We start from the raw sequence: 19,153 nt of genomic DNA, 5'->3' as shown, positions 1-19,153 counted from the left end.
GTTTGGTGGAAACCAAGATGCATTGCATCAAATTATTAGGAGATAAGCTGACGGCAAGACATTTTCAAAGTCAGGTCAATGAAGTTCATGCGCGTGTGGCAGTTCTGAATAGATTTACGGAATTAGGTAGACCTCACACCCAAGTTGTCACTTAAATTTGAATGGATTGGGGAAAACTCAGCTTTTGAATGTTTATGCAACAAAGCCCATCTGATGAGTGGACGCAGCGTTGGAAATCATCAAGTGCCCGCTCCAATGAAAATCTAGTTCAAGCCAATCTGATCGAGCTCAAGGAGTCCGATTATTATTCTGGATTAGGTAGAACCACTATTTACAGTACCTCAACCACCTCTATAGGTACCGTAAATACACCCACCAACAATATCAATGTCGAAGGTTCAGACAACAACATCGATATTTCGAGTGAATTACTCAATGAAGCACCTGTCAATTCAAATACCAATCAAAACGCTCAGCGCTGTCCTAATTTAAGTACTCAATCAGGAGAGTCGCTATGCTGAATTTCTCCTTAACCCGAAAATATATATTTTCTCTGAGTATTCCTGTTTTTTTTAGCTCGTTTCTAACAGGTTGTACAGGTTTAGCTCCCTCAAACAAGAAAGCAGTTAGTCTGGTGCAAGGACCACCCATTACCGATATTTTTACCCCTTTTGATATGGCGCTCTCCTGCCTCAAAGGGCAACTGCGTAGTGATGTGAGTTTTTCTGTTGGCGCGATTCTGGATCAAACCGGTAAAGACGTAGTCACCAATGGCGGAAGTGGCAAAATGGTGACCCAGGGTGCGGGAGATATGGTGCAGTCTGCCTTGTTTCAGGCGGGCGTCAGTTTAATGAACCGACGTGATCCCCGGATTATCGAAAGTGAAGCCAAGTGGGGGATTCGTGATCCAAGGCAAATTCAGGCCTCCGATTATTATGTCACCGGCAGTATTAACAGTCTGGATTTTATTCCGGGTGGGGGTTTTGACATGCAAATTGCCGGAGTTGGCCCAAATTACAGTCAAACCCGTATTATGGTCGGTTTGGATTTATCTCTGACCGATACCCGCAGTAGTAAAGTGGTGGGTAATGTTTCTTTGCAAAAGCAGATTGCTGCACAGGATTATGGTCTTAGTGCAGGCAGGTTCGCGGGTCGTACACTGTTAAATATTCAAATTGGCAAGGGAGAACGAGAGGCGACTAATTTTGCCTTACGCCAAATGTTGAACCTGGCCACTTTTGAATTACTCAGTCAGGTCGTGCCACCGGCAGTGTTTGCAAGTTGCCGTGCGGAAATTCCACCTGAATTTGGTCGCTTAGATCTCACTCGCAGTTCTGTTGCCTTGCATAAATATAAGAAAAATCAGCAACAAATCAGTACCGATTCCAGCAACCCTGTTCAGGAATCGGCCTCACGTCAGGCAGATTCATCCAATGAAAAAAACAAGTCGACCAATTCACCCAGCAAAGATACCAAGCCGCCTAAGCAGAAAGAATCTGAGGTGATTCAGAATCCTGAAGCCGAGCCTGAAATGAGCAAACAGGAACTGATTAAATATATTAGTAAGACTAAGCGCCCATCTCCGACAAGCAAAATAAATGACAAAAAAGATGTTCAAGAACAAGCCAACAAAGAACAAGCTGAGGAGAAGTCATCCAGTTTATGGGATGCCAATCCAGAGGTAGTGGAGAATTACTGGTCAAATATTCAACGTGATTAAAAGATTTGAAAATGGGCTCGCTCCCATTGTCAGAAGAAGTACTTAGCGAGAGGTACTTTAAAATAACAGTAGGAAGAACAATGATGAAAAACACGATCAAAACAGTCGCATTATCCGTCGCCTTTCTGTCTAGTGCGGGGATGGCATATGCTCAAGAAACCAATGTGGAAGTAGATACCGGTTTACAAGCTACTCTGGATTCTATTTCTCAGCAGGTTGAAAATGGTTCTGCGCTGAATCTGGCAGTGAATACAGGTGATGTTGATGCAAGCGTTGATTTAGAAGCACTTGCAGGAGCAGTAAGAGAAGTACCAGATGCGATTAGTTCAATTGAAGGGACAATTGAAACTACTGCAATTGGTGCAGCGAACACAGGTAGTATCACGATTGAGCAAGGCAGCTTCAATCAGGTGATATCAGACGTATCAGATGAAACATATGACTATGATTTCAGTCAAGTCACCAGTGCAACGAATAATTCTGAAACCTTAGAAGAGTTATCCGAGGTTGCGGATAGTTCAGATCTATCGGAAGTTGTAAGTTCATCACTGTCTACCAACTATAGTGAGCAGATCAATGAAACTTTAAGCAATTATAGTGTAGCGAACATTGCCTATAATGCGGGTACCATTGATGCCTCTGTCAATGCGATTGCAGAAGGAACTCAAACTGCTATTAACAATAGCATCACAACTACCGCTATCGGTGCTGTAAATAGCGGCAGTATTACTGTGACGGTTAAATAAACTCTTGTTCAAGGTGAACAGAGGTCTAATTATTTGCAGATAGTTAGACCTCTTTATCTTATAATAAAATTGCTATAACTGGTTGTTTATTCATCGGATAGAAAAATTATTTATTTTATGACACGATCTATTTTAGAGGTTTAATCACTTCGAATTTAAAAGTAAGCCATTCATCTAGGATCAAGTCAGGAATCATGAATAACACATTAGATTGAACTAGAGTCGAGCTTTGAATATTTTTAATTTATTTCATCAGATAGACAAAATAAAAAAGAGCGCATAAGCGCTCTTTTAAAATTGATTGTCGAGCTTAGTCGCGAACAAATTCAACTGTGCCATTTGCCAAAGATTTTACGCGTGCCAGTGACTCCACACGGTAGCCTTTTTCAAGCAGCAAGTCGCGACCAGGCTGGAATGATTTTTCAATCACAATACCAATACCGACCACTTCTGCATTGGCCTGATGAATCAGATCGGCCAGACCCAGCGCCGCCTGACCATTCGCCAGGAAGTCATCAATCACTAAAACCTTGTCGGTTGAGCTGATGTGTTTATTTGAAATTGCGATGGTGCTTTCAGTCTGTTTGGTAAATGAAAACACTTTAGAGCGGTATAAATCATCTTTCAGGGTCAAAGACTGGTATTTACGTGCAAAGATGACAGGTACACCAAGTTCTAAACCTGCCATCACTGCAGGTGCAATACCTGATGCTTCAATCGTAATAATTTTGGTGATACCAGCATCCTTAAACAGACGCGCAAATTCTTGACCAATTAATTGCATCATGACTGGGTCAATCTGGTGGTTTAAGAAAGAATCCACTTTCAAAACTTCTTCAGAGAGAACGATGCCTTCGGCCAAGATTTTCTGTTCTAGTGCATGCACGGGAGAATCCTCAAGAGCAGGTGCTTTTTCAAGCAAAAGCGTATTGTAAAAAGCACCCGGAAAAAATCAAGTGAAATTCACCAAAATCTTAGTTGCTTGCACCTTTATAGTCAGTTAATAGCAAACCATAAGAGGTTTTCTTGTCTACATGTGAAACCTTGACTGGCAGATAGTCAAGTTTCGGTGCCAGCCAGAAGATGGTTTCACGACCCGGCTTGCTATGCTTCATCACCACCTTGATGGTATTAAAAGAACCATATTTGGTACTGACCGTTTCTGAACCTTGTCGAACAAACTTACGGCCTTCGACCTCTTTAGCATCAGCAAGATAATAATTCGATTTTAAGCCACCATTTTTTAGATCTTCACGAATTTGTAATTCCGCATTCAGTTCATCCAGAACATCGGCTCTCCAGGCAAAAGAACGCTTTTCATCATCTTTTCTGGTATTGATGGTTTTGCTGGAAGGATTAAAGTTAATACTCATGGTGTTGTTATGCACCAGGATTTTACTGCTACGACTGAAACTGCTGGAGCCAATCTTGCCGTTATTAAAGGTGAAACGGCTGGTTTCAGTTGCTGAAGCAATACCACCGGCTTTTGCAGCAAAGACGTAAGTCCAGTTATTGCCGGATTTACTCAGAGTACGGGTGGCAGAACCCATATTCTTGCCATTATAGCTAAATTGATAATTGGCTTGGAAAGGCGTCATGGCAAAAGCCTGGCTAGAAATACCAGTCAACAGTATTGCACCGCTTAGACCTGTGGTCATCGCTAAAGTCTTAAATACAGTCTTCACCATTAGTCATTTTCCTATATTGGTTAAACGGGCAAAATATCTTACTTGTTGTAGCTTTTATTCTTTAGGCAAAATATGGAAATTTAAGGGATATTTCTAGCAAAAATGTATCTTTCATGTAGTTTTTTTCAACAAAAGTTCAAAAAACGGGATTGAATAGTATTCAAGACGGATCTTTCTGTTTGATCGGGGTCACTAGGTTATCGTCCATTTCGTCTTCATTCCAATTTTCCTCTCTGTCTTGAGAAAGTTTTCTAAACAGGGCTGCCAGATTCACATTACCAATCACCACCAGTTCAGCTTCGCGAAGCACTGCATGATTCACATGAACTTTTCCTAGAGTGTCAATAATCGAACGGTTTTTGCCTAACCAGCGGTTCAAGTCCAGATACAGCAAGTCATCAATGACTTTAATAACGCCAAGTTTTTCCAGAATCATGCCCAATGGATCTTTGTTCAAGATGCGTTGATAGAAGAACAGGGCAAAACGCACCCCAAGCTTATACAACAGATTTGGATATTTGGCGTCAATAAGCTGTGTATCACTGATTTGCTCGAATACAATCAGCTGGGTGGTCTTATTCAGTTCCATCTGAACCAGCTTCAAGTCTACCGACAAAGTGATATTCAGGCCTTTATAGTCTAGTGTCGCGTAGAGACGCAGCCAGTCTTCATGCAGGTCTGCGTGTAAGTCTTTCAGTGCATCGACATTGTCGGTGACAAAGCGTTGAAAAGTTGCATTTAAGAAGACTTGCGATAAAGGGAATTCACGCTCATCCTCAATAAATCCTTCCGCCCTCTGATACACTTGGCGGATTCGGTTGGAAATATTGGAAATTAGCGTTTGCATATTGAAGCATCCTAGCAACTTTATTTTTGACTCGAAGTGTATCTTGTCGAATTGTATGAAAAATACAAGTATTCAAGCTTGAAGTTTAGCAAAATAAATAGCACCATTTTTATAGTTTTAGTTATGTAACGTTGAAGATTTGATGGATTTGGCACTTTTAAAATAGAAATGCCCAATTTGTTTGTTTTTAATCTTTAAAATACTTTTTTGGGGAACTGAACTCAGGACTGAGTTTGGGTAATGTGATAAACAATGATATTAATGCCTCTGGTCAGAACCTGGTGGAAAGATCCAGTGTTTAGCAGTGCCGTGCTCACCGCAGGCATTCTGCATTTGATCGTATTGACACTGGAATTTGGTATGCCGCAAGATCGGGAGACCAGCACCAAAGAAATTGCAGTCAGCTTGCGACAAACAGATGAAAAAATTGAACACGCTGATTTTCTGGCCCAGACAGACCAGCAAGGGTCTGGCAAGTTTCGAGAAGCGCATCGGATGTCGAGTGATATGCCATCTCCTTTGTTAGAGCAGAAGGCAGGGGAAGAACAACAAGAAAGTCCGGATCTGCTGCAACAGAAACAGGAACTCAGTTTTGAAGAAAAAGTGCTGATGACCACCTTGAGCTGGCAAAAACAGGCAGAAGAAAATCAGCGTAAAAAAATGCAGGAGCAGTTACAAAGCCAGTTTCAGGCCAAAGCAGCCATGGTGGCCAGTCTGGAAGCGCAATATTTACAGCGTCAGCAAAATTTTAGTCGTCAGCAAAAAATTAAAACTGTGGATGGTATTCAATCCAAGCAGGATGTCTCCGCAGCCTATCTGGAAAAGTTCCGTCAGAAAGTAGAGTTTTATGGCAATCAGTATTATCCGGAAGCTGCCAAGCAGCAGAATCTGGCAGGTGAAGTTCGTCTGATGGTGATCCTGAATCAGAATGGAGGGATTCGTGCCATCCGATTAATTGACAGTTCAGGACATGCCATGCTGGATGAGGCTGCGAAATCTTCTGTACGTAAAGCGGCGCCATTTGGTGCGTTTGATGCCAAAATGAAGGAAATTTCTGAATTGCGGATTATCCGAACCTGGCGTTTTGATCCGGCTGAAGCAGAGTTTGAAGTACGTTAATTCATTCTAGTTCTCTTTCCCTTTGGGAGAGAGTTAGAGAGGGGTTTTAACAGGTATTAGAACCTCTCCCTTGCGAACTCAGAATATATTCTGAGGATTCTCATCTCCTAGAGGAAGAGCGAATATAAAGCATTAAAAAAGCGAGCCTCAGCTCGCTTCCTTCATTTTCTTTTAAATCTTAATCTCGTTCCAGATAAGGATTTTCAAAACCCAGCTTGGCCAGAATTTCAATTTCAATGCCTTCCATTTCTTCCGCATCTTCATCTGATGTTTCATGATCATAACCCATTAAATGCAAGGTGCCATGCACCAGCATATGGGTGAAATGCGTCAACGGCGCTTTTTGCTGCTCAAGCGCTTCAGCAAGTACCACAGGAATACAGATCACCAGATCGCCAATGGGAAAGGCATCCAGAAATTGCGCCATTTCATCTGGAAGATCGCTCGGAAAAGACAGGACATTGGTCGATTTGTCTTTGCCGCGATATTCCAGATTCAGTTTATGACTTTCATCATGATCGACACAGGCAATTCCGATTTCGCAATTACTTTGCGTACCGATATGACCTAAAGTGGTTTCGACTACTTTTTTAATAGAGGCACGTTTTAGTACCAGTTCAGGTGACTGAAAATCCTGCTGTAAGGAAAGACTAAGTTTCAACACAAATCCTTAAATTGAAAGCTTAATGCTGTGCATCTGCGGCAGCATTATTTTCAGCGATCAAGGCGTCCTGACGTGCTTTACGTTCGGCACGTGCTTCTGCACTTAAACGCTGCTGATCACTGTCCCAGCCTTCATAGGCTTCAACAATTTTCTGTACCAGTTGATGACGAACCACATCACGCGAATGAAAACGGGTGATATGAATTTCAGGGATTTTATCAATCACACGCAGGGCATGTGAAAGACCAGACTGTTGGCCGCGCGGTAAATCCACCTGCGTCACGTCACCAGTAATGACCGCTCGTGAACCAAAACCTAAACGGGTCAGGAACATTTTCATCTGTTCTGGGGTGGTGTTCTGTGCCTCATCCAGAATGACGAAAGAATGATTCAAGGTACGGCCACGCATATAAGCGAGTGGCGCCACCTCAATCACTTGACGTTCAATCAGCTTGGCCACTTTTTCAAAGCCGAGCATTTCATACAAAGCATCATACAATGGACGCAAATAAGGATCGATTTTCTGGCTTAAATCCCCTGGCAAGAAACCCAGTTTTTCACCGGCTTCGACCGCAGGACGCACCAGTAAAATGCGCTGGATTTCATTGCGTTCCAGCATGTCCACAGCAGCAGCGACAGCCAGATAGGTTTTACCGGTTCCGGCAGGACCTATACCAAAAGAAATATCACTTTGCAGAATACGCTGTACATAACGTTTCTGGTTGGCACCACGCGGATTGATCCGGCCTTTACGGGTTTGTAACCAGACATTGTCCAGGCCGGTATGTTCTTGGTCTTCTAGATCTTGCTGGAGTTCACGGTCAGTCTGACTGCCCTGAATCATTAGGTGCAGGGTATCTGCGCTGATCTGCTGGCTCTGTTCAGATTCTTCGTGTAGACGTTGCAAGAGCATTTCGGCTCTTTCAACGGCATCGATTCCACCATCCACAATAAAACTCTCTCCGCGATGGGAGATTTTGACATCTAAACGTTGTTCAATTTGCTTCAAATGACCGTTATAAGCACCTAACATCGCTTGGATACGGTCCATTGAAATCCCAGGAAAAGCTACTGTACGTCGAATCGCTGCAGTCAAAGAGTATTCCTTATGAAGTGTACGTTATATGCTCTACATTACGCCACGTCAGGCTCAAGATTCAAGAGTTCACCATAAACTAAATTCAAAGTTTTAATTTCGGTCACTTCGATCTCGGCAAAGCGACCTACCCAGGCAGGATCACCAATAAAGTTGACATAACGGGTGTTGTCCGCCGTACCCACCAGAATATTCGGATCTTTATCAGAGACTTTCTCGATCAGTACCCGCTGGATGCTACCGAGCATGGCATCCGTTTTGTCAATACTCGAGCGTTTAATCCATTGCTGAACTTTGGCCAGACGTTCTTTTTTGACATCTTCCGGAATGGTATCTTCCAGTTCTGCGGCAGGCGTACCCGGACGTTTTGAATAGATAAAACTATAAGAATGATCGAAATCCAGATCCTGAATAAACTGATAGGTCTCTGCAAAGTTCTCATCGGTTTCACCCGGGAAGCCAATGATAAAGTCTGAAGATAAATGCATATCGGGACGAACTGAGCGTAACTTTTTAATCTTCTCGATATAGACATCGATGGTATGGTTACGTTTCATGGCCTGAAGCACATCATTCGAGCCACTTTGTACCGGCAAATGCAGATGCGAAACCATTTGTGGCAGGTCACGATAACACTGGATCAGGTCATCATTAAATTCGAGTGGATGCGAAGTGGTATAACGAATCCGGCCAATGCCCGGAATATCCGCGACTAAACGCAACAGATCGGCAAAAGTACAGATATTGCCTTCAAAGGTTTCACCACGATAGCCATTGACGTTTTGACCCAGCAGGGAAATTTCACGCACGCCTTTTTCTGCCAGACCCGCAATTTCAGCCAATACATCATCCAGTGGGCGAGACACTTCTTCACCACGGGTATAAGGCACCACGCAGAACGAACAATATTTTGAACAGCCTTCCATGATCGAAACAAAGGCTTTATAGCCCTCAACACGCGGTTCAGGCAGAAAGTCGAATTTTTCGATATCCGGGAAGGAGATATCTACCAGTTTGATTTTTTCTTTTTTCGGTTTTTCGATCTGGTCAAAATGCTGATCCAGCATTTGTGGCAAGCGGTGCAGGGTTTGCGGGCCAAAAATCATGTCGACATAATTGGCACGTTTCTGGATGTTGTCGCCTTCCTGAGACGCCACACAGCCGCCAACCCCGATAATCAGATCCGGATTCTTGTCTTTCAGTTTGCGCCAGCGACCCAGCTCGGAAAACACTTTTTCTTGGGCTTTTTCACGGATCGAGCAGGTATTCATCAGCAGAATATCGGCATCTTTAGGATCGTTGGTCAGCACATAGCCATGAGAATCGCCTAACAGGTCTGCCATACGGTGACTGTCGTACTCATTCATCTGACACCCTTGCGTTTCGATATACAGTTTTTTTACTGCAATCTCATGGACAGGGGTGTGCGCTGGCTGGGTAACAGTGTTTTCTGAGGCAGCTGGGGCACCATTCGGAATGAAGGTTTGAACCGTCATGTAGGCTCCTACAAGGTAATACGTTGAAAGAGTGAACGAACAGCCTGATTGACGCATCAAACAGGTGAATAACAATTCAATTCACGGACTGAAATATGGGAAGGCGCATATTTTAGCAGGAAAGTCGCTTAAACTTATAGCTTAAATTAAACGTGGAAAAATATTGATTTATGGGTAAAAATTGTCTGTAGATTAATATTGCTTAATCATAAGGTTACATAACTGAACAATACAGTTGCTTATAATATTTCAACAAAGCTCTTATGATAAGCAACATAGGCTAGGCACAGAATCGATGAGAGAAGGCAAAGGGATGTTGAAACACACTGAAAATATGTATAAATATTATAAATTAATTACGTTAAGTGTGGCGTGTATCGGTTCAGCAAGTACATATGCAGCTGAAGAGCAATTTAACGATGCCTTACGTGCGGCCAATTCAGGTAATACTGAATTATTACAACAATATCGCCTGTCCATGCAGAATGATGCTTTAGGCTATTATCCGGAATACTGGATTTTAAACCAGAATCTTGCCTTGCAACCTGCCAGCCAAATTGTCAGTTTTGCTCAGCGCTACCCGCAATCTGCGATGGCTGAAAAGCTGGCAGCGGACTATGTTGAAGAAAGAGTCAAAATGGCCGACTTCACGACTGCCCAGCCGGTATTGCCTTATGTGACCAATGCCGATCCAGCCGAAGCCTGTGCCGTAGCACAAGTTCGTGCCAAAGCCGGTGATGAGCTGGTTTATGCCGAGTTTAAAGAGGTCTGGCTAACCACCAATAGCCAACCGGATTCTTGTACTGGACTTGGTCGAATGATGCTTTCTAGCCCTTTAATGACGGCAGAAGACCGCCAACAGCGACTTTGGGTACAATTGCGTGCCGGTCAGTCAGGTCAGGCTATTGCCACTGCGCAAGGAATCGGTCTGAATCTGTCTTTAGCACAACTCAATTCGATTCAGGCCAATCCAACCAATTATTTATGGTCTGCACCGAAAAACAGTGCGGCAGAACATGCTTATCTGATTTATGCACTGGGACGTCTGGCAGATAGTGATCTGGACTCGGCGTTATCCATTGTGAAACGGACTGCTGAAGGCACACCGGTACAAGTACAACGTGCCTTATACCGAGCTGTGAGTTATGTCGGTGGAACCACAGTCATGAAGAACAACTTTAACCGGGAAGTGTTAAATGCCTTTGATGCCAGTTATGGTCTGCCATTTAGTCCGGAAGAAGCTGAGATTTATGCGCGTCAGGCCATCCGTTTTAGTGCGTGGGAAAGCCTAATCCGTGCGATTGATGCCATGAGCGTCAATCAGAAACAGGAAGATCGCTGGCAATATTGGCTGGCCCGTGCCAGTGAGCAGCGTGCAGATCGTAGTTCAAAGAAAACTGCAGAGAGTATTTATCGTACATTGGCCGCCGGGGATGATTATCACAATCTTCTGGCACGCGACAAGTTGGGACAGCTGACTGCGAGCACACCCAATCCAATTCAGCCATCGAATCAGGCCATGCAACGTTTGAATCAGGATATTCATTTCCGTCGTGCGTTCACGCTACGTAATATCAGTGCACCGAATAACTACATTAACCGTGAATGGAACTGGGCAGTGCGTCAGGCTTATCTAAAGAAAGATGATGACCTGTTACTGGCTGCGGCAAAGCGTGCCATGGACATGGGCTGGCATGATCGGGCCATTTATGCTGCCGACCGTACCGCGAACAAACATAACTACAATTATCGTTTTCCAATGCCCCATCAGAATTACGTAGTCAGTCATAGTCGCAATGCCGGCATAGATCCGGCCTGGGCCTACGGTTTGATGCGTCAGGAAAGCCGTTTCAATACTGTGGCACGTTCACATGTAGGTGCCGGTGGCCTGATGCAAATCATGCCAGATACCGCCAAGCTGGTGGCGCGTCAAATGGGTGAGGCTTATAATCCGGCAGCTTTGACCGATATGAATACCAATATCCGTTACGGCACCTTTTATTTATCGACCATTCAGCGTCAGCTCAGCAACAGCCCAGTCTTGGCAACCGCAGGCTATAATGCCGGACCAAACCGTGCCCGCCGTTGGCAGCCAGAATTTCAGGGCATGGCAGCAGATCAATATACTGAAAGTATTCCTTTACTTGAAACTCGGGATTATGTGAAACATGTCATGACCAATGCCACGCATTACGGTCTCTTGTTAGGACAGGGTGCACAGTCCGTGGGTAAGCGTATGCAACTGATACCATTACGTAATACACAATAAAATTAAAATTATTGGGGATGGTGATTTATTCATGAAAATAATGAAGGATCGTCGAGTTTGGGGGAAATGGGCAGCGCTTGTATTTTTGGGCAGCAGTCCGGCAGCATTCGCCATGCCGACAGACTATGTTATGGATGTAGAAATGGTGCCGGCTTTGTGTAGCCTGTACCCTGAATATGCAAAGAAACGAAAATGTCTAGAAGGTTATTCCTTGAATATTTCCGGCTTATATCCTCAGGCTACGTCAGAAAACTGTACCACCAATAGCTCTGCGAAACTTTCACCACTTCAGTCCAAGGTGGTGGCCAGAATTATGCCGGATGAAAATACCCGGACCATTTTGTGGCGCAACATCGGCGGCTGTGTTCCAATGAATGCCAGCCAATATTTCCGGACGATTATCAATTATGCAGACCGGCTTAAAGTGCCGGCAGAGCTGACTGAACAGGAAAATATCACCATATCAGTCGATGCGCTGCGTGTGAAATTTGTGAGAATTAATCCGCAATTACCCGCCAATGCTTTGAGATTTAATTGCCAGCTTACTCAAGCTAGCAGCGTGTTGACCTCGATCAAAGTCTGTTATCACAAAAATGGCAATTATAAATCCTGTCCTGCCAACATTATTAATACATGCCCAAAAACTGTCACAATAAAAGGAACATACTGAGCTTTTTTGCCGGTTTAATTTATATTTCCTATCAGACTTTAGATGAAATCCGTCCTCTTTTATATGCATCCGGCAAAGGATTGGAGTACAATCTTTCGCGTTTACGATTATTAGATTAAATACTAACTATTTAATCGCGTTGAATATCCTCAATTGGAGATAATTAGATGAAGCAAGCAGTTCGTGTTGCCGTTACTGGCGCTGCAGGTCAAATTGGTTACAGCCTATTATTCCGTATCGCAAGCGGCGAAATGCTAGGTAAAGATCAACCAGTGATTTTGCAATTGCTCGAAGTTCCTTTTGAGAAAGCTCAGCAAGCGCTAAAAGGCGTAATGATGGAGCTTCAAGATTGTGCATTCCCGCTACTAGAAGACATGATCGGTACTGATGATCCTAAAGTTGCATTCAAAGATGCTGACTACGCGCTATTAGTTGGTTCACGTCCACGTGGTCCAGGTATGGAACGTGCTGATCTGCTTAAAGTGAACGGCGAAATCTTTATCGGTCAAGGCCAGGCACTTAACGAAGTTGCGAGCCGTGACGTTAAAGTTCTTGTTGTAGGTAACCCTGCGAACACGAATGCTTACATCGCGATGAAATCTGCTCCAGATCTTCCAGCGAAAAACTTCACTGCAATGTTACGTCTTGACCACAACCGTGCTGCATCTCAAATTGCTGCTAAAACTGGTAAAGCGGTTAAAGACATCAAAAATCTTACAGTTTGGGGTAACCACTCTCCAACTATGTATGCTGACTACCGTTTTGCAACAATTAACGGCGAAAGCGTTAAAGACATGATCAACGACCAAGAATGGAATGCAAATACATTCCTTCCGACTGTTGGTAAACGTGGTGCTGCGATCATCGAAGCACGTGGTTTGTCTTCTGCTGCTTCTGCTGCTAATGCTGCAATCGACCATATGCGCGATTGGGCTCTTGGCACAAACGGCGAATGGGTAACGATGGGTATTCCTTCTGACGGTTCTTACGGTATCCCTGAAGGCGTAATGTTCGGTTTTCCTGTAACGACTGAAAACGGTGAATACAAAATCGTTCAAGGTCTAGAAATCGACGAATTCAGTCAAGAGCGTATCAACTTCACGTTGAACGAACTTGAAGAAGAGCGCGCAGCAATTGCTGACATGCTTAAATAATTTAATCTTTTCAGATTAAGTTGAAAAAAGCACTCCATTTGGGGTGCTTTTTTTATATCTCTATTTTTTTGATGAACAAAAAATAACATGCTGTGATGCAGCAGCAACTGAATCTTGCTTAGGCTTGGACTAAGCTAAAAAACATAAATAATCCAATAAAAGGCGAGGTGAAGAAGATGTTTGATCAACACCCAACGTTAGAAATGTTTTTTCAGCAACTTGGATTGGACTCGAGTCCCGAGGCGATTGATGAGTTTATTAAGACCCATCAAATTGGCCTGGACGTTCCTTTGCACAAGGCGCCGTTCTGGTCGAAATCCCAGCATGATTTCCTGATTGGTCAGTGGAAAAAAGATGATGAGTGGGCAATTTTAGTTGATGTCCTGAATGAACAATTACATAGCGAAGCCCAAGGTTCTGGGTCATGTGATTTATAAATGAGTATTTAAGGATTTATGCCAGTTCTTATTTTAGGGATGGTAAAGGTCTTATTTTTAGTTTAGAGCATATAACAGGAGCAAGTGGATCATGTTCGAACAACAGCCAACTTTAGAATTATTATTTGAACAACTGGGTTTGCCTGCTGATGAAGCCGCAATTAATGAATTCACCCATACCCATCAGTTGCCATCTGAAGTCGCTTTACCGGATGCCGAATTCTGGAGTGAGGGCCAAAGTGCATTCTTACGCGAGCACTGGCATCAAGATGATGAATGGATTGTGATTATTGATAAACTGAACCAGCTGTTACATGTCGAAAGTGACAAGCAAGGTGTTTAAATTATAGTCTACAAAAAGAAACAACAAACCTAGTCAAATGACTAGGTTTTTTTTGTCTTATCTTATAAGTTGGATCTATAAATAATTACAATTTATCTGATATAAGGAGGGCGACATGCTCATGAAGAACCAACCATCCTTAGAAATGTTATTTTCTCAACTCGGTCTGGCCAATAGCGCTGCTGCCATTGAGTTGTATATCCGGACTCATCAACTTCCAGCAGGCTTGTCCTTGCACGAGGCACCATTCTGGAATAAATCCCAGCGTTCATTATTGATTAGTCATCTGGTACAGGATGATGATTGGGCAATCTGGGTGGATGAGCTGAACCAGCAATTACACATGGATGCCTACAGACGTCAGCCTGCTTAACTGTGTTATATCTTGGTATTACTTAAAAAATGAAAGTGATGCTAAAAAGAAAACGCCTCAAATGAGGCGTTTTCTTTGACGCTGTTAAGCTTAATGCATTTTACTTTTTAATATTTTGATAAACCATTCCTGCTGACGATAATCACTAAAGGCATGATGCTGCTGCAACAACTCCAGTTCACATTCAGCCGTTTTGGTGTATTTACCTAACCAGTGACGTGTCAGGGCCGGCTCATTTTTACTGGCACTGGCATAAGCCAGAAAGAAATAAATATCGCCATGTTCATAACTGGCCATCGGCTTAAGAATTTGCTGGGTAATCAGGGCAAAATGCTGCTCTTTGGTCAGTTCAAAAAACATCATATAAGCCTTGGCCAGATGCAAGGATAAATTGATATACATGCGCAGCGGCATTTCTTCAAATTCCACCCGGCCTTGTTCAAGTAAGACAATCGCTTCTTGCAGGAAATGTCGCTGTTCCTGACGCAGCTCACTTAAAGTCACCAGCTGTAAACGAAGATCAGCACGTTCAAGCGTTAATTCTGGCGTATTGCCTTTTAAGTACAATTGGTCAGTTTCACCCAGTCGCTCAATAATCTGCTTGGTTGTTAATCGCATCAACGCAATCCTCATTTCTCAATAATGGCTATATGAGGTTAAAAAAATAAATTTAAAGCATGAGCGAGCATTAGATTAAGGCTGTATCGCTTCTTAACCAGGCCGTAATGGATAGACGTTGCTGTTTGGAAATTAAAACTTCATGTAACAAATCACTCTGGAACAGTACAATCCGGTTCGGCTGTGGCTGAATAATATGCCACTGGCCATTTTTATCTTGCAGACGCAATTCACCCCCCCAATCTGCCTGCCATTGTTCATGCAGATAATACACACTGGAAATCATTCGGCCATTTTTAGCTTGAGGATTGTCACGATGCAGCGCATAAAACTCGCCAGCGTGATAGCAGGCAAAATGTGCTTCGATTTCTTTAATGCCTAAATAAAACGCACGGTTTAAAGCTTGAGAAAACTGTTGCAGGGTTTGGGTGTGTAGGTGGGAAATTTGAAATTCAGGTCGTAACCAAAGAATATGATCACTACGGATGTTGCTGACGACGCCATTTTGAATGGCTGCATTACGAAATTCGTTTAAGTGGCTTAAGCATTCCTGACTTACCGCATGTTGATATTCGCTAGAATAAGCATCGTCAACAATACTAAAGCCATGTTGATCTAAATCATCTAAGATTTGATCAACATTCCAATCCCCTGGGATGATAACAGCTTCCATTTTTTTTCAATTCTCGATAGTGTGGCAAAACAGGTTCGCTATTTTAGTGTAAGAATCGTGCCTGAACGAAACTATTTTTCATGTTAAAATAGCTGTTGATATTAGGAATTAATGAAACATGAATTACCGTCACTCTTACCACGCAGGCAACTTTGCCGATGTCATGAAGCACGTTTTATTGCTTCAGTTGTTGACTCGACTGAATGCAAAAGACAAACCTTATCGCTATGTAGATACACATGGTGGTGCGGGTAAATATGATTTATCGACTGCTGAAGCGCAAAAATCAGGTGAGTTCTTAAACGGTATTCATCGTCTTGTTAAACTGGATGACTCGATCAAGCGTAATGCACCTGAAGGCGTACAACAATATTTGAAAGTTGTTGAGAAAATGCGTGAAAACTTTGGTAAGGGTGCTTATCCCGGTTCACCTTGGTTTGCCCTTGAAGGTATGCGCGAGATTGATAAAGCGACTATTTTTGAAATGCAGCGTGATGTGTTTCAGCAACTTCGTCATAATATTTTTGACAAGCGTGCCGGTTTGCATGAGCGTGATGCTTATGAAGGTCTTTTGGGGGTGATTCCGCCGAAAGAAAAACGTGGTCTGGTGATGATCGATCCACCTTATGAGCTTGAGCGTAAAGATTTTCCACAATTGGTAGAATTACTGGTTGCCGCTTATAAGAAATGGCCGACAGGTGTATTTGCTGTTTGGTATCCAATTAAAGACCGTGCCATGATTGAACGCTTCGAGAAAAAAATGTTCAAGACCGGCATCCGCCGTCAACTGGTGTGTGAAGTCTGTGTATGGCCGGATGACACCCCAGTCGGCTTGAATGGTTGTGGTTTGCTGGTGATTAATCCGCCTTGGAAATTCTCTGAAGATGCAGATGAAGCACTACAATGGTTATTCCCACATCTTCGCATGAGTGAAAATGGTGGTCACGCTGCAGTTCGCTGGTTAGTCGGCGAATAATTTTTTCAAAGCACAGGTCATAGCTAGGATCGACAAGAATGACAAATATAAGCAAACCGGAACGCGACTCTTCAAAAGACTTGCCTTTTGATGGCATCACCTTTGAGGTGGAAGAAGAGGAACATACCCAGGAAGGGCAGAAAGTTAAGCGTCGAGGCATCTATCTATGGCCGAACCTGATTACAACCGCTGCGTTGTTAGCGGGTTTCTACTCCATTATTGCCAGTATGAATGGCAATTTCCAGCAAGCGATCTATGCAATTTTTATTGCGGCTTTGCTGGATGGTTTGGATGGGCGCGTGGCGCGTGCGATTGGTGCGCAAAGTCCGTTTGGTGAACAGTTTGATTCGCTTTCCGATATGCTGGCTTTTGGTGTGGCTCCCGCGATCTTGATGTATAGCTGGGGGTTGAGTGATTTAGGCCGGATTGGTCTGGCCGCCTGTTTTGTCTATACCGCCTGTGCTGCTTTTCGTCTGGCCCGCTTTAACGTACAGATTGGCGTGGTAGACAAGCGTTATTTTATTGGTGTGGCCAGTCCATTGGCGGCTCTCATGATTGTTTCGCTGGTCTGGGTCGGTTTAGATTTTCCTGAAATTTTTGATATTCGTGAAGCATCCATTCAGATCATTAACGCCGTTGTCATTATTGCGGTGGGCTTGTTGATGATTTCTAATATCAAATATTATTCATTTAAGACTGTAGAGCGTAAACGCGTTCCGTTTTTTGTATTACCAATTGCCGTATTTGTCTTTGCTGCGATGACTTATAATATTCCTGTCGGCATTCTGGTAATTTCTATTCTCTATGCCTTATCTGGTTTTGTGACCACCTTTATGGCAAAAAGATCGAGTAGATTATAAAAATATAAGGAGTCTGAGATGCGGTTTCTTCAAGATTTTTTAGATCGTTCGAAACAGCTGAATCAGACTCCAACTGTTTCGCATTATCCTGCCTATCATGGCCCCAACTCAAAATATAAGATTATTCATCAAGGTTTGATGATTCCTGGACTTCCGGCGCCGCTGCACTATCTAAATTTTCTCAGCATTATCGGGCAGCCGAATGCACCGATGCTGGCCAATCCCAGTGCAATTCAAACCAACGCACTGGATACCGCTACGGTGATTTGCAGCACGAGTTCGCATATGGTCGGCCAACTGCATCGTTATTCAGTACAGCAGGACTGTAACTTTGATGCTGGCTTATTTCAGTTTTTAGATCGGGAGCAACTGAGTGGGGCCTTTCCTCATTTTCGTTTGCAGCGTTTTGACTCGGAACTCAGTTTCGATTTAAGCATTCATACCACTCAGCTCATTTCCCACTTTAGCCAGGTGAGGTTTTCACTTGCCGAGCACTGGTCTTTGCTGTGCTATTGCCAGGGCACATTAAAATATAAACAACAGACATATAATATTGATAGCCTCGGAAGTTTTGAATATGCACGAAGTTTCAATTTCCCTTATCTGCCTTTGGCCTTCCTGACTTATCAAATTATTAACCTGAGTGAAAACCGGCAGCTACTGTTGGCGCAAATTCGGGATGGAGTGAATAGTATTGTTCAGTCTCGGATGTATTTGCGTGATTTAAACAAGATGCAGACTCAGATGTTTGACCAAAAAGTGTATTTTAAAGTTCATCGTGTCTATCCGCGCGTCACCACGCCGAATGGGCAAAATATGTATTTGCCACGTGAATTTGAATGGTGTTACGAAGCTAAAGATGGTACCTGTATTTGGGTACAAGGGCAAAGTCGCGGTGATTTCAAATTTGGTTTGGCCGCGGGCTATGTTGGAAGTTTTAGTTATCAGGTCAAAATAAATGAAGAGAACGAAAATGGGGAAGGTGGCTACTGTGAATACATTGATTGCCGTCCTTTACGCTTTCAAGAACAAGATAAAACCGACAAACTTTTAACTCATTTATCAAATTCTGTACCTTTAATGCTCAAAAAATAGAAAAACCTGCATTTTTTGTAGAATAAATAAACAGTCGTGATATTTTTGCTGAATTATTTAAAAAAGGGGGTTGCAAGCCTTCTGAAATGCTGTAGAATGCACATCCATCGGCGGTGATGAAGATTAAAACTTCTGATAAAACAGTAACTTAGCACGAGGTGTTAAGATTTGGTTTTGTAGGTTAAGTTTAAATTAATTTGAATTACGGATTGACACTTTAGAAATTCAGTGTAATATAGCCGACCTAGCTTGCTGGTGACGAATCAGCAAGAAGATCATTAAGAGCTTATGAAGAACAACTTGTGTGGA

General features: G+C 43.1%; 21 protein-coding genes and 1 pseudogene. 14 read left to right on the top strand and 8 right to left on the bottom strand.

The window, feature by feature from the left end; all coding sequences use genetic code 11:
* The 4 genes and pseudogenes from FTU90_RS14490 to FTU90_RS14475 all read left to right on the top strand — a co-directional run.
* A pseudogene (locus FTU90_RS14490) lies at window positions 1-155 on the top strand (IS5/IS1182 family transposase); the annotation flags it as partial.
* 39 nt (window positions 156-194) lie between these two features.
* A complete protein-coding gene (locus FTU90_RS14485) occupies window positions 195-521 on the top strand; it encodes a hypothetical protein (protein WP_252766861.1) in 327 nt (108 codons plus the stop codon).
* The gene (locus FTU90_RS14480; RefSeq protein ID WP_159138915.1) at window positions 515-1,720 is read left to right on the top strand and encodes a CsgG/HfaB family protein; all 1,206 of its coding nucleotides are present in this window, start codon (window positions 515-517) and stop codon (window positions 1,718-1,720) included. The genes FTU90_RS14485 and FTU90_RS14480 overlap by 7 nt, the downstream gene beginning before the upstream one ends.
* Before the next feature lie 83 nt (window positions 1,721-1,803).
* A complete protein-coding gene (locus tag FTU90_RS14475; protein ID WP_034608358.1) occupies window positions 1,804-2,466 on the top strand; it encodes a hypothetical protein in 663 nt (220 codons plus the stop codon).
* 310 nt (window positions 2,467-2,776) lie between these two features.
* Here the strand turns inward: FTU90_RS14475 and FTU90_RS14470 are convergent, their stop codons facing one another.
* The 3 genes from FTU90_RS14470 to FTU90_RS14460 form a co-directional block, all read right to left on the bottom strand.
* Entirely contained in the window at window positions 2,777-3,352 is a 576-nt protein-coding gene (locus tag FTU90_RS14470; protein ID WP_005094083.1) for a xanthine phosphoribosyltransferase, read from the bottom strand.
* An 88-nt stretch (window positions 3,353-3,440) separates the two neighbouring features.
* Window positions 3,441-4,124, bottom strand: a complete 684-nt coding sequence (locus tag FTU90_RS14465) for a DUF3108 domain-containing protein (RefSeq protein ID WP_370982144.1) — start codon at window positions 4,122-4,124, stop codon at window positions 3,441-3,443.
* Between the two features lie 190 nt (window positions 4,125-4,314).
* Entirely contained in the window at window positions 4,315-5,001 is a 687-nt protein-coding gene (locus FTU90_RS14460) for a hypothetical protein (RefSeq protein ID WP_159138916.1), read from the bottom strand.
* A gap of 261 nt (window positions 5,002-5,262) precedes the next feature.
* On the opposite strand from FTU90_RS14460, the gene FTU90_RS14455 reads away from it, so the two are divergent.
* Window positions 5,263-6,120, top strand: a complete 858-nt coding sequence (locus FTU90_RS14455; RefSeq protein ID WP_005094077.1) for an energy transducer TonB — start codon at window positions 5,263-5,265, stop codon at window positions 6,118-6,120.
* Between the two features lie 178 nt (window positions 6,121-6,298).
* Here FTU90_RS14455 and ybeY read toward each other — a convergent pair whose 3' ends face one another.
* The 3 genes from ybeY to miaB are packed head-to-tail and all read right to left on the bottom strand — an operon-like array spanning window position 6,299 to window position 9,376.
* Window positions 6,299-6,781, bottom strand: coding sequence for an rRNA maturation RNase YbeY (ybeY, locus tag FTU90_RS14450; RefSeq protein WP_005094076.1), 483 nt, complete (start codon window positions 6,779-6,781; stop codon window positions 6,299-6,301).
* A gap of 22 nt (window positions 6,782-6,803) precedes the next feature.
* Entirely contained in the window at window positions 6,804-7,880 is a 1,077-nt protein-coding gene (locus tag FTU90_RS14445) for a PhoH family protein (RefSeq protein ID WP_005094064.1), read from the bottom strand.
* 38 nt (window positions 7,881-7,918) lie between these two features.
* Window positions 7,919-9,376 carry a tRNA (N6-isopentenyl adenosine(37)-C2)-methylthiotransferase MiaB gene (gene miaB / locus FTU90_RS14440; RefSeq protein ID WP_159138917.1) on the bottom strand — a complete coding sequence of 486 codons (1,458 nt, stop codon included), beginning with the start codon at window positions 9,374-9,376 and terminating at the stop codon, window positions 7,919-7,921.
* A gap of 334 nt (window positions 9,377-9,710) precedes the next feature.
* Between miaB and FTU90_RS14435 the strand changes: the two genes are divergently transcribed.
* From FTU90_RS14435 to FTU90_RS14410, 6 genes are all read left to right on the top strand, one after another.
* Complete coding sequence (locus FTU90_RS14435) at window positions 9,711-11,645, top strand: lytic transglycosylase domain-containing protein (protein WP_180072985.1); 1,935 nt, start codon at window positions 9,711-9,713, stop codon at window positions 11,643-11,645.
* A gap of 31 nt (window positions 11,646-11,676) precedes the next feature.
* The gene (locus FTU90_RS14430; RefSeq protein ID WP_005168674.1) at window positions 11,677-12,315 is read left to right on the top strand and encodes a hypothetical protein; all 639 of its coding nucleotides are present in this window, start codon (window positions 11,677-11,679) and stop codon (window positions 12,313-12,315) included.
* Window positions 12,316-12,482: 167 nt separating this feature from the next.
* A complete protein-coding gene (locus FTU90_RS14425; RefSeq protein WP_004645103.1) occupies window positions 12,483-13,469 on the top strand; it encodes a malate dehydrogenase in 987 nt (328 codons plus the stop codon).
* Between the two features lie 176 nt (window positions 13,470-13,645).
* On the top strand, window positions 13,646-13,906 hold the full coding sequence (locus FTU90_RS14420) for a DUF2789 family protein (protein ID WP_180072983.1): 261 nt from the start codon (window positions 13,646-13,648) through the stop codon (window positions 13,904-13,906).
* An 88-nt stretch (window positions 13,907-13,994) separates the two neighbouring features.
* Window positions 13,995-14,249, top strand: a complete 255-nt coding sequence (locus FTU90_RS14415; RefSeq protein WP_035337452.1) for a DUF2789 family protein — start codon at window positions 13,995-13,997, stop codon at window positions 14,247-14,249.
* 115 nt (window positions 14,250-14,364) lie between these two features.
* Complete coding sequence (locus FTU90_RS14410; protein WP_005094049.1) at window positions 14,365-14,622, top strand: DUF2789 family protein; 258 nt, start codon at window positions 14,365-14,367, stop codon at window positions 14,620-14,622.
* A gap of 90 nt (window positions 14,623-14,712) precedes the next feature.
* Here the strand turns inward: FTU90_RS14410 and FTU90_RS14405 are convergent, their stop codons facing one another.
* On the bottom strand, window positions 14,713-15,240 hold the full coding sequence (locus FTU90_RS14405) for a hypothetical protein (protein ID WP_005094048.1): 528 nt from the start codon (window positions 15,238-15,240) through the stop codon (window positions 14,713-14,715).
* A 70-nt stretch (window positions 15,241-15,310) separates the two neighbouring features.
* Window positions 15,311-15,913 carry a 2OG-Fe(II) oxygenase gene (locus FTU90_RS14400; RefSeq protein WP_100357803.1) on the bottom strand — a complete coding sequence of 201 codons (603 nt, stop codon included), beginning with the start codon at window positions 15,911-15,913 and terminating at the stop codon, window positions 15,311-15,313.
* Window positions 15,914-16,031: 118 nt separating this feature from the next.
* Between FTU90_RS14400 and FTU90_RS14395 the strand changes: the two genes are divergently transcribed.
* Genes FTU90_RS14395 through FTU90_RS14385 form a run of 3 tightly spaced genes read left to right on the top strand, consistent with a single transcriptional unit; the run spans window position 16,032 to window position 18,844 of the window.
* Entirely contained in the window at window positions 16,032-16,889 is an 858-nt protein-coding gene (locus FTU90_RS14395) for a 23S rRNA (adenine(2030)-N(6))-methyltransferase RlmJ (protein WP_005094045.1), read from the top strand.
* Between the two features lie 38 nt (window positions 16,890-16,927).
* Complete coding sequence (pssA, locus tag FTU90_RS14390) at window positions 16,928-17,749, top strand: CDP-diacylglycerol--serine O-phosphatidyltransferase (RefSeq protein WP_005094042.1); 822 nt, start codon at window positions 16,928-16,930, stop codon at window positions 17,747-17,749.
* 18 nt (window positions 17,750-17,767) lie between these two features.
* Window positions 17,768-18,844: a DUF6670 family protein gene (locus FTU90_RS14385; RefSeq protein WP_005094039.1), complete on the top strand. Its 1,077-nt coding sequence runs from the start codon at window positions 17,768-17,770 to the stop codon at window positions 18,842-18,844.
* The last annotated feature ends 309 nt before the right edge of the window (window positions 18,845-19,153 follow it).

Source organism: Acinetobacter sp. YH12200, from assembly GCF_013418175.1.
Taxonomy (GTDB): Bacteria; Pseudomonadota; Gammaproteobacteria; order Pseudomonadales; family Moraxellaceae; genus Acinetobacter; species Acinetobacter pseudolwoffii.
This window is presented reverse-complemented; position numbering and strand designations above follow the sequence as displayed.